Annotated in this window: 10 protein-coding genes; 6 read left to right on the top strand and 4 right to left on the bottom strand. The window is 70.3% G+C overall.

Features of this window, described 5'->3' with window-relative positions:
• Positions 1 to 35 precede the first annotated feature (35 nt).
• The 4 genes from ON33_RS08565 to ON33_RS08550 are packed head-to-tail and all read right to left on the bottom strand — an operon-like array spanning position 36 to position 5185.
• Entirely contained in the window at positions 36 to 1304 is a 1269-nt protein-coding gene (locus tag ON33_RS08565) for a cytochrome P450 (protein WP_051151810.1), read from the bottom strand.
• Positions 1305 to 1320: 16 nt separating this feature from the next.
• Entirely contained in the window at positions 1321 to 2733 is a 1413-nt protein-coding gene (locus ON33_RS08560; protein WP_051151809.1) for an NAD(P)/FAD-dependent oxidoreductase, read from the bottom strand.
• A complete protein-coding gene (locus ON33_RS08555; protein ID WP_040857221.1) occupies positions 2730 to 3950 on the bottom strand; it encodes a cytochrome P450 in 1221 nt (406 codons plus the stop codon). Before ON33_RS08555 ends, ON33_RS08560 begins: the two co-directional genes overlap by 4 nt.
• Positions 3947 to 5185, bottom strand: coding sequence for a cytochrome P450 (locus tag ON33_RS08550; RefSeq protein WP_040857464.1), 1239 nt, complete (start codon positions 5183 to 5185; stop codon positions 3947 to 3949). Before ON33_RS08550 ends, ON33_RS08555 begins: the two co-directional genes overlap by 4 nt.
• A gap of 208 nt (positions 5186 to 5393) precedes the next feature.
• Here ON33_RS08550 and ON33_RS08545 point away from each other — a divergent pair, with 208 nt between their 5' ends.
• The 6 genes from ON33_RS08545 to ON33_RS08520 are packed head-to-tail and all read left to right on the top strand — an operon-like array spanning position 5394 to position 10430.
• Positions 5394 to 7052, top strand: coding sequence for an AMP-binding protein (locus ON33_RS08545; protein WP_040857219.1), 1659 nt, complete (start codon positions 5394 to 5396; stop codon positions 7050 to 7052).
• 58 nt (positions 7053 to 7110) lie between these two features.
• On the top strand, positions 7111 to 7899 hold the full coding sequence (locus ON33_RS08540) for a ferritin-like domain-containing protein (RefSeq protein ID WP_040857217.1): 789 nt from the start codon (positions 7111 to 7113) through the stop codon (positions 7897 to 7899).
• 10 nt (positions 7900 to 7909) lie between these two features.
• On the top strand, positions 7910 to 8494 hold the full coding sequence (locus tag ON33_RS08535) for a PaaI family thioesterase (protein ID WP_245550397.1): 585 nt from the start codon (positions 7910 to 7912) through the stop codon (positions 8492 to 8494).
• Entirely contained in the window at positions 8491 to 8742 is a 252-nt protein-coding gene (locus tag ON33_RS08530; RefSeq protein WP_040857216.1) for an acyl carrier protein, read from the top strand. The genes ON33_RS08535 and ON33_RS08530 overlap by 4 nt, the downstream gene beginning before the upstream one ends.
• Complete coding sequence (locus ON33_RS08525; RefSeq protein ID WP_040857214.1) at positions 8739 to 9572, top strand: SAM-dependent methyltransferase; 834 nt, start codon at positions 8739 to 8741, stop codon at positions 9570 to 9572. Before ON33_RS08530 ends, ON33_RS08525 begins: the two co-directional genes overlap by 4 nt.
• Positions 9573 to 9587: 15 nt before the next feature.
• Positions 9588 to 10430 carry an acyl-ACP desaturase gene (locus ON33_RS08520; RefSeq protein WP_040857213.1) on the top strand — a complete coding sequence of 281 codons (843 nt, stop codon included), beginning with the start codon at positions 9588 to 9590 and terminating at the stop codon, positions 10428 to 10430.

The raw sequence follows: 10430 nt of genomic DNA, 5'->3' as shown, positions 1-10430 counted from the left end.
ATGTCCCGGTGCCCGCTGATGGGTCACGCCTCGGATCAGGCGGGCCGGAGGCCTACGCGCAGGGACTCGAGGCCGCGGATGACCACGTTCGGTTTGAAGGGGGGATTCTCCGAAAGCAGTTCCATCGCACCGACTTTGCGGAGCAGCACGTCGAGCAGGATCTCCATTTCCAGGAGGGCCAGGGGGGCGCCCAGGCAGTAGTGGATGCCGAGGCTGAAGCCGAGGTGCTTCTTGGCGGGGTGCTTGGGGTCGGAGTAGCGGGCGACGTCGGTGCGGTCGGGATCGGGGAAGACGCGCTCGTCGTGGTTGGCGGAGTTGATGAGGACCACCACGCCCTCGCCCGGTTCGAAGTCGTGACCGGCGACGGTGATCGGGCGGGTGGCGGCCCGGGTGGTGATCTGCACCGAGGGTTCCAGGCGCAGGAGTTCATCGGGTGCGGAGGCGGTGAGTTCGGGGCGGTCGCGCATCGCCTGGATCTGGTCGGGCGCGCGCAGCAGCCGCAGCATGCCGGTGCCGATCAGGTTGGCGGTGGTCTCGTGCCCGGCCACGAAGGTGGTGATGCAGGTGGCGAGCAATTCCTGCTCGGTGAGCACGTCACCGCGGTCCTCGACCTGTGAGAGCGCACTGAGCAGATCGTCGCGCGGGTTCACCCGGCGCTCGTTGAGCAGTTCCCGGAAGTAGCCCATGAATCCGCGCGAGGCGGCGCTGCGCGCCTTCAGCGATTCCTCGGGCAGCGTGTAGTCGTGGTCGAATCCGCGCGCCAGGTCCTGCGACCACTGGTGCACCTGCTCGTAGGCTTCCTCGGGCACGCCGATGAGCTCACAGGCGATGATCAGCGGCAGCGGGTAGGCGATCATCTCGACCAGGTCGAATTCGCCTGCCTCCAGGGCCTTGTCGACCAGCTCCGCGCTGAGCTTCTCGATGCGCGGGCGCAGCCGGGCCACCGTGCGCGGGGTGAACCCCTTGGTGACCAGGTTGCGCAGGCGGGTGTGGTCCGGCGGCTCCATCCACAGGAAGGAGGTGGGCAGTTCGTCGGGGGCGTCCTCGGGTTTGACGGTCGGGTGCATCATCCCGGCCTCTTCGGCGTGGCTCCACGCGGTGGTGGACAGCACCGCGGCGCAGTCCTCGTACCGGGTGAGCACGTGATGCCCGAGCGGGGTCTGATGGATGGGCCCGGCATCACGCAGCACGCGCGCCGGGGTGTACGGGTCCGAGCGGCCGTCGGGCCCGAAGAGCTGGACCAGCGCGTTCTCAACGGCCGGGTCCTGCGCTTCGGCGACGGCGTTCACCTCTGGGGCGGCCATGACTGTCCTCCTGGATTCAACGATCGGCCGGTATAAGAAGTGCGGCGCCATTGCCGCGCAGCATGATTCGGGCCGCCAGCGCCGGTTGGGTCAGTGCGGCGGGCGGTTCGACGAGGTGGGCGACACGCATGAAGGTGCGTGCCACCAGCGGGTCGCGGTGGGCGGCGCGATGCGCCTGCGCCACATACGCATTGGTGAGCCGGGTGCGCAGCCCGCGCCGCCCCGCGACCCTGCGATGACGCAGATCCGAGGCCGCCGCGAGCTGCCAGGCGGTCGCGGTGGCCTCGGCCGCGGCCGGGTAGAAGCGCGCGGGCAGCTCCGCGAACGGCAGGCCGCCGTCCAGGCATGCGCGCAGGGCGGCGGCCTGCAGCGCCGCGACGGTCATGCCCTGGGCGTAGAGCGGGTTGAACGCGCATTGAGCGTCACCGAGCACGACCAGTCCCGCGGGCGCGGCGGGCATCCGGTCGAAGCGGCGCCGCACCGAGGACCGGAATCGGTAGGGCACCGGGTCGTCGAGAGGCTCTGCGGCCGTGATGATCTCGTGGATGTCGGGCGCGTCCAGGCTCGCGGCGTACGCCTGGAAGCCCGCCGCGTCGATGGGCGGATGGTCGCCCATCATGCCCGCGAGCGTGACCAGCCAGCGGTCGCCCTCCACGTGCACCGCCCCACCGCCGTGCCCGTTGGCGCCGGTGGAGATGATCACCGAGGCGTGCCCGCCCAGCTGTCCCTCGCAGTAGCGGTAGAGCCGCGAGGCGTACCCGAGATCGACCTCGAGCTGCTCCTCGACGGGCGTGGGCGCGCCGATCACCCGGAGCCACTCGCAGACTCGCGATCCTCGCCCGCTCGCGTCGACGACGAGATCGGCGGTGGCGATCTCACCGTCCGGGGCCGCGCCGCGCGGGCCGGCCGAGGCCCTGTCGCCACCCGCGGCGTCGAAGTCGTTGCCGGGGTGTGGATCACGGTAGGACGCCACCCGCACACCGGTGATGCGATCGCTGTCCCCGATCAGGCCCCGGACCGTGATTCCATCGCGCAGCATCACATTCGGCAGTTGCAGGGTGCGGCGGCGCAGCACGGATTCGAGCAGGGGCCGGGTCGCGATGATCGAGGTGAGCCCGGTCGGAGTGGCCGTCAGCCGCGATCCGGCGATGTACCAGCGGGTCCCGACGAGTACCTCGGCTGTCTGCGCGCCGGCCTCGACCAGATCGGCGGTACAGCCCGGGAACAGCTCTTCGAAGATGGTGCGGCCACGGTCCAACAGGCCGTGCAGGTGCCGGCCCTGCCCGACGCCACGGCGCACCGCGGCCGCGTCGGCGGTATCGCGTTCGAGAATCGTGACCCGCGTGCAGGATTCGGCGAGCACGCGGGCCGCGAGCAGTCCCGCGATACCCGCGCCGATGACGATGGCGTGCCGGTCCGCTCGACTCATACCGTCACCGGCAGGGCCATCACACCGCGGTGGATCAGGCTGGGCCGGTACTCGATGGTCTCCGCGCCCAGCCGCAGCCCGGGCGCGCGGTCGAGCAGAGCGCGGACCGCGGCCGAGGCTTCGAGGCGCGCGAGCGGAGCGCCGACGCAGTAGTGGATGCCGAGGCTGAAGCCCAGATGCTTACGGGCGGGCCGGTTCCCGGCGTACCGGGTGACATCGAAGGTGTCGGCGTCCGGGAACACCCGGTCGTCGCGGCTCGCCGAGGCGGTGAGCACCACGACACCGTCGCCGCGCTCGAACTGCCGGCCGCCGACCACGGTGTCGGCGAGGGCCACCCGGATGGTGAACTGGGTGGGCGCGTCGTAGCGCAGCATCTCGTCGAGGGCCGGTTCGACGAGTTCGGGTCGGCGGCGCAGCAATTCGAGCTGGTCCGGATTGCGCAGCAGTGCCAGCAGCCCGTTGCCGATCAGGTTGATGGAGGTTTCCATCCCGGCGACGAGCAGCAGCAGGGCCATGCCGATCACCTCCGCCTCCGTCAACGTCTCACCGTCAGCGCTTGCCGCGACCAGTTCGCTGAGCAGATCCGGGCCCGGTTCCCGCTTGCGGCGCGCGACCAGTTCGCCGAAGTACCCCATGCAGGCCAGCGCCGACCGCCCGCGCGCCTCGATGTCGTCGGGCCCGAGCAGCGAGTCCGGATCGCTGCCGCGCGCGATGGCCAGCTGCCACTCCCGGAACCGCGCGCCGTCGGCCGGATCGCCGCCCAGCAGCCGCACCGGGATCATGGCCACCGCCAGCGGCACCGCCAGATCCTCGAGCACATCGAATTCGCCACGCTCCAAGGCGATGTCGACCAGATCGTCCACCACCTTCCCGGCCACCGGCGCGAGTTCGCCGACCATGCGCGGCGTGAAGGCCTTCGCCACCAGCTTGCGGTAGCGGCCGTGCTGCGGCGGATCCATGCGCACGAAGGAGCCCGGAATGGCGGCGGTGGTGTCCCGGAAGGGGCTGATGCCGGCGGCGTACCCGTGTCCCCAGTCCGCGCCGGTGAGGATTTCCGCGCACTCCTCGTACCGGGTGATCAGGGTGACCGGCACGCCCCCGAAGTGGTACGGGAACAGGGCCGCGGCGTCACGGACGCGGCGGTACGCGGGGTAGGGATCGGCGCGGTGGCCGGGATCGAAGGCGTCGAAGGTGATCTCGGGTACAGCGGTGCTCATCGGCCCTCCACACGGACACACAATTCGGACATGCCGCGGACGACCACATTGGGCCGGTACGGCGGCTCGGCCAGCAGGCTCAACTCGGTAACGCGAACACCCAGGGCGTGCAGCACCGTCTGCATCTCCATGCGGGCCAGTGGCGCGCCCAGGCAGTAGTGCAGGCCGAGGCCGAATGACAGGTGCCGCTCGGTGTTCCGGCCCGGCAGATACCGGCCCAGGTCGAACCGGTCGGCGTCGGGGAACGCCTCCGGGTCGCGATTGGCCGATCCGAGCAGCACGATCACCGCGTCACCGGGTGCGAAAGTGCGCTCGCCGACGGTGATCTCGGCCCGCGCGGTACGGGTGGTGAGATGCACCGGCGCGTCGTAGCGCAGCACCTCGTCCACCGCGACACCGGCCAGGTCGGGATCGGCGCGCAGCCGCCGGAACTCACCGGGCTCCTGGATCAGGGCGAGCACGCCGTTGCCGATCAGGTTGACCGACGTCTCGTGGCCCGCCACCACCAGGATCAGCAAGGTGCCGATGAGCTCGGTGTGGGTCAGCCGCACCCCGGCCTCCTCGGCCTGGACCAGTGCGGTGATCAGGTCGGCGCGCGGGGTGCGGCGGCGCTGTTCGACGAGATCGCCGAAGAACTCGGTGAATTCGTGCACGGCGGCGGTGCGGGCGGCCAGTTCCTCGGGGCTGAGCAGCACGTCGGGGTCGAGACCGCGGGCGATGCCCGCCGACATGGCCCGCACCTGCGCGTGCGCCTCGGCGGGCACGCCTAGCATCTCGCAGATGAGGGTGAGGGGCACCGGATAGGCGAGGGCCTCGAGCAGATCCACCTCGCAGTCGGTGAGGATCGCGGTCAACAGCTCGTCCACCAGCTGGGCGGCGCGCCCGCGCAATCCGCTGACGGTGCGGGCGGTGAACGCCTTGCCGACCAGGCCACGTAGCCGGGTGTGATCCGGCGGCTCCATCCACAGGAACGATCCGGGCAGCTCCACGTCGCTGTCGCCGTGCAGCAACTCGGGTTCCTCGGCGTGACTCCAGCGCGGATCGGTGAGGATGGCCTGTGCCTCGGCGTGGCGGGTGACCAGACGGGTGTCGTGGGGGCCGGGCACGAAAGGCCCGGCGGCACGCAGGATCCGGTAACTGTCGTAGGGGTTGTGCCGCAGGTGCGGCGCGATGCTCTCGACGACGGCCCGCTGGACCCGGGTCATTTCCGCGACGGCGGCGGGTTCGGAACTCACCGGCGACTCCTGAATTGTGAATAGCATTTTCGCGATTTCATCCTCGCCGCCGGCCCCGGCAGGCCGCGCGGCCATTGCCGACGTCTATCGTCCGATCGCCGTATGTCTTTATCGCGCACTGTAATTGGGCGATCGAGGCTGGTTATCACCGCTCACGTTTAACAGCGCGTTCAGCGCCCGGACACAATTCGCTGTTGTCGTGACGGTTATGGATTCCGCGAATTCCGAAGGCACACTGACCGATCGGCTCGCATTCATCGCCGCCGAGCACCCACGCGTGGAGGCGACATTCTGGTCCACCGCCGAGCGCATGGACTACGCGGAACTGCACCGCGCCGCACGAGCGGCCGCGGCCGCGCTGGTCCGGCGCGGGGTGGGGCGCGGCGAACCGGTGGGCATCCTCTGCCCGAACGCACCGGAATTCCTGGTGAGCTTCTTCGGCGTCGTCGCCGCCGGCGCGGCCGCCACCCCCCTGCCCCTGCCCGCGAGCACCCGTCGCGCCGGCGGCTATCCACCGCAGCTGGCAGCCATCACCGCGGCTGCCGGTATGCGCACGGTGCTGGTGTCCCCGCGCTTCGCCGAACTGGTGCCGCTGCTGGGCGGCGCCGTCCCGGTCGAATTCCTCGACACCGCAGAGCTTTCCGCCGACGAGGAGTCCGAGCGGGTGGTACTGCCGACCTCGGAGCCCGACGACCTGGCGGTCGTGCAGTTCACCTCCGGCAGCACCGCCCTCCCCAAGGGCGTGCAGCTGACCCACCGCCAGGTGATGGCCGGTCTGGCCGCCATCCGCCGGGGCATCGCCCTGGATCTGGACGATCAGGGCGGCTTCTGGCTGCCGCTGTTCCACGACATGGGTCTGTTCGGAACGCTCTCGGCGATCCTGCGCGGCATTCCGGCGCACCTGTGGTCGCCGCTGTCGTTCGTCAAGGACCCGGCGCGCTGGCTGCGCGAATTCGCCGCCAGCGGCACCACCATCACCGCCATGCCGAGTTTCGGCTACGAGGCGCTGCTGGGAGCGGTAGCCCCGCAGCAGGTCGCCGAATACGACCTGAGCCGCTGGCGCATCGCCTTCAATGGCGCGGAACCGATTTCGCAGGACGTGGTGACCCGGTTCCTGGACCGGTTCGCCCCGGCCGGATTCGCGCCGAGCACCATGTTCGGCGTGTACGGGATGGCCGAGGCCACGCTGGCCGTCGCCTTCCCGCCGCTGGGCCGCGAGCCGGTGTTCGAGTGGGTGGACCGGGTGCTGCTGGCCGACGCCCAGCACGCCGACCCGGTGTTGCCGGGACAGGCGGGCGCGCGGGCGGTGGCCGGGGTCGGCTCGGCCGTGGACGGCCTCGAACTGCGTGTGGTGTCCACCGATTCCGGCCTGGACCTGCCCGACGGCCGAGTCGGGGAGATCCTCATCCGCGGCGCCTCGGTCACCGACGGCTACCTCGGTGGCGACCCGGCCGCGGTGGGCGACCGCTTCACCGACGGCTGGCTGCGCACCGGCGACCTCGGATACCAGCGCGCCGGTGAGCTTTTCGTCACCGGCCGCTGCAAGGACATGATCACCGTGCGCGGCGTGAACCACTACGCCCAGGACGTCGAGGCCGCGGTGCGCGACCTCGACGGCATCTACAAGCAGCGCTGCACCGCCGCGATCGACCCCGACGGCGCGGACGTGATCGCGCTGATCGCCGAATCCGAACTCGACGGCGACGCCGCGGCCGCGCTGACCCGGGCCATCCGCGACCGGGTGGCCGCTGATCTCGGGCTGGCGGCCGTCGAGGTGTACCTCGTGCCGCCGCGCACCATCCCCCGCACCAGCAGCGGCAAGCTGCGGCGGCTCGCCGCCCGGGACCTCATCGCCCAGCACCGCTGACATTCCCCAGTGCCCTTGACGCCCAACGCCATTCGATCCGCACGAACCGGAGGCACCCGTGCACAGTTATGAAGTCTTCCGCCACTACGAGCGCCTGCACTGGAAGCTGGGCGATCTCGCCTTCGACACCGTGGACAAGGACCTGGTGCGGCCGGAGTACGTGACCCTGGCCAAGAGCGCCGCCATGGGCGAGTCCAATGTCATCGCCGCCGTGCACGGGTTCCTGGCCGAGTTCGTCGACGACTACGACTTCTCCACCTTCGCCGTGGTGTGGGGCTACCAGGAGGTGCAGCACCACTACGCCTTCCGGTCCTGGCTGCGCGCCATCGGCGAGGATGTCGAGGACCGCGCGGTCGACGCCATGCGCGAGCCCTACGCCCCGGGCACCTCGCCCTCGGCGACGCTGGCCACCAACATCATCTCCGAGCTGACGGTCAACCACGTCTACCGCGCGGTGTCGGCCTGGGTGCAGGAGCCGGTCCTGAAGTCGCTGCTGCTCAACGCGAGTCGCGACGAGGCCGGGCACGCCCGCGAGTTCATCCACTACGCCACCGAGCGCCTGGCCCGCCGGCCCGAGGAGCTGCCCTCGGTCCTGGAGACCCTGTACGTGTACAGCTCCGAGGCCAAGATCAAGCACCCGGTGAGCACCTTCAAGGCCGGGATCGCCGAGCTCGGCGATCACGAGACCATCGACACCGGCTTCGAACTGTTCCTCGAACAGGTCGCCGCCGACGGCGAACTGGAGGTGCTGCACGACAAGGTGCGCCGCACCTTCGCGACCATGACCGGCCTGGACCTGTCCAGCAATGCCAAGGTCCGCCGCGCGCTGGCCGAGGCCATCGCCTAGCGGCGCGGCCGTGCTCTCCCCCACAGCCGCCACCGTGCCCGCGGATCCGGCCACCGCGGCGCCCGCGGATCCGGCCACCGTCCGCGTGCCGTGGTCGGTCATCCCCGACTATCACTGCTTCGGCTGCTCCCCGCACAACGCGTCCGGACTGCGCCTGGCCTTCACCCCGCACCCGGACGGGCTGCAGGCCCGCTTCCGGCTGGACCGCTGCTTCGAGTCCTATCCGGGCATCGTGCACGGTGGTCTGACCGGCGTCATCTGCGACGAGGTGATGGGCAACCTGATCGTGCTGGCCCGGCAGGTGCCCGCCTTCACGGTGTCGCAGCGCACCCGCTTCCTGACGCCGCTGCTGATCGACCGCGAATATCGTTGTGTGGCAACGCTGTCCGCGACCGGCTCCGGCGATCTGATCCAGGCCGCCGCCGAGATCCTGGACGCCGACGGCATCAGCTGCGCGTCCTCGGCCGCCACCTACCGCCCGTTCGCGCTCGAGTCCGTGCGCCACCAGCTGTCCCTGCGCGACGACGAGGTCGCCCTGCTCGACCAAGCTCTCACCACGGCAAATGCCCTGTCCCCGAATGGAGTTCCGTCATGACCACCGATGACATCCTGCGCACCGTCACCGAGATCGCCGTCGCCGAGACCGGCCTGCCCGTCTCGGAACTGACCCCCGACGCCGACCTGCGCGCCATGGCCGGCGTGGACTCGGTGCGGGTGCTGCGCATGATCGCGCGCATCGAACGCACCTACGACATCGAGCTCGAGGACGAGGACGTCTTCGGCACCGCCACGCTCGCCGAGGTGGCCGTGGTCGTCGACAAGGCCCTGCAGGACGCGGCATGACCGTCACCGCCGACACCAACCAGCACTACGACCTGGATCCGGAGATCTTCGGCCAGTTCCTGGATCCGCTGCGCAAGTACAGTTCCGCGCTCTACGAGAACGAGGGCGACAGCCTCGAACTCGCCCAGCGCAACAAGCTGCGGTTCGTGGCCCGCCGCCTCGGCATCCAGGGCGGCGAGCGACTGCTCGACATCGGCTGCGGCTGGGGCTCGCTGATCCTGTTCATGGCCCAGGAGTACGGCTGCGAGACCCTGGGCATCAGTCCCGCGCCGCGCCAGCACGACTACATCGCCGCACAGGCGCAGGCCCGCGGCGTCGAGCGCCAGGTCCACACGCGCGTAGGGCATTTCGAGCAGCTCGACCTGCCCGCGGGCAGCGTGGACGCCGTCACCATGCTCGGGTCCATCGTGCACATGCCCGATCTGGACGAGGTGTTCCGCCGCGCCCGCGCGGTGCTGCGCCGCGGCGGCACCCTCTACGTCTCGGAGAGCTGCTTCCGCAATGCCGCCGCCCGCCGCGCGTTCGACGAGCGGGCCGGCACCGAGTTCGTGCGCTCCGACATCTTCGGCTGGGGCGATCTGCGGCCGCTGTCCGAGCTGATCACCGCAGCCGAGGACGCCGGCTTCACGATCACCTCGGTCGACGACCTCACCGACCACTACCGGCGCACCATCGAGGACTGGATCGCCAACGTCGACGCCGCCGCCGACGCCATCGACGAGCGGCAGCCGGGACTGGCCGGGAAACTGCGGTACTACCTCGAGGTGGCCAATGCCGGATGGGGTTACACCACCAAGCATTACGCACTGGGCTGCCGCAGGGCCCGCTAGCCGTCAGGAGTATCGATGAGCATCGAATCCGCGCTGCTGCCGGTCGATGAACTGGTGGCGGCGGTGGACGGCTTCCTGGCCGCCTCGCCGGCCACCCGCGCCTGGGACGTGGAGACCGCCTTCGACTGGGCCGACGCCGACGCCGGGCGGCTCACCGAGGGACAGCGCTCGGCGGTCCAGTTCGTCACCTACATCGAGGATCACCTGCCGGGGTACTTCGATGTATACCAACGCTGTTTCCCGGTGAACGACAGTGTCGAACTGCCCGCATTCGTCCACAATCGCGAGCTCTACCACTTCACGGTGCGCTGGGCGCTCGAGGAGGACACCCACGCCCGCGCACTCAACCGGTACCAGGTGGCCTCCGGCATCGCCGAGAGAGACTCCCTGCGCACCGAATTGGCGGTGGAGGGCCGCAAGCCGTTCGACCTGCCCTACGAGCATCCGGTGCAGTTCTTCGCCTACGCGCTGGTGCAGGAGAAGGCGACCCAGATGTACTACCACCAATTGCGGGACGTCTCCGGCGATCCCGTGCTGGCGGCGGTGCTGAGCCGGCTGGCCCGCGACGAGGCGCGCCACTTCAGCTTCATGGCCGACGTGGTGGGCCGCTACCTGCGGGTCCAGGGCGACGCGGCGGTGGAGCCCATCCGGGACGTGATCGCGGGATTCCGGATGCCGCTGGCGGATACGCTGCGCGGCTACTGGCGGTGGGCGCTGCGCATCGCCGAGGTCGCCGACTACGACCACACCGAGGCGTATGAGCATCTGCTCAAGGTGATCGACCGGGCCGTCGACGCCCGCACCGACCGCATCGACGAACTGGCCCGCTTCATCGGCCAGTGCCGCGCCCTGGCCTGA

This window comes from Nocardia niigatensis NBRC 100131 (assembly GCF_000308655.1).
Lineage (GTDB): Bacteria > Actinomycetota > Actinomycetes > Mycobacteriales > Mycobacteriaceae > Nocardia > Nocardia niigatensis.
Note: the sequence above shows the minus strand (reverse complement) of the source record. Positions and strands in the feature narration are given on the sequence as shown.

Bases quoted from the DNA above. Each gene is read 5' to 3' on its own strand.
- ON33_RS08565 (WP_051151810.1), bottom strand. From the start codon at position 1,304: ATGGCCGCCCCAGAGGTGAACGCCGTCGCCGAAGCGCAGGACCCGGCC.
- ON33_RS08560 (WP_051151809.1), bottom strand. From the start codon at position 2,733: ATGAGTCGAGCGGACCGGCACGCCATCGTCATCGGCGCGGGTATCGCG.
- ON33_RS08555 (WP_040857221.1), bottom strand. From the start codon at position 3,950: ATGAGCACCGCTGTACCCGAGATCACCTTCGACGCCTTCGATCCCGGC.
- ON33_RS08545 (WP_040857219.1), top strand. From the start codon at position 5,394: ATGGATTCCGCGAATTCCGAAGGCACACTGACCGATCGGCTCGCATTC.
- ON33_RS08530 (WP_040857216.1), top strand. From the start codon at position 8,491: ATGACCACCGATGACATCCTGCGCACCGTCACCGAGATCGCCGTCGCC.
- ON33_RS08525 (WP_040857214.1), top strand. From the start codon at position 8,739: ATGACCGTCACCGCCGACACCAACCAGCACTACGACCTGGATCCGGAG.
- ON33_RS08520 (WP_040857213.1), top strand. From the start codon at position 9,588: ATGAGCATCGAATCCGCGCTGCTGCCGGTCGATGAACTGGTGGCGGCG.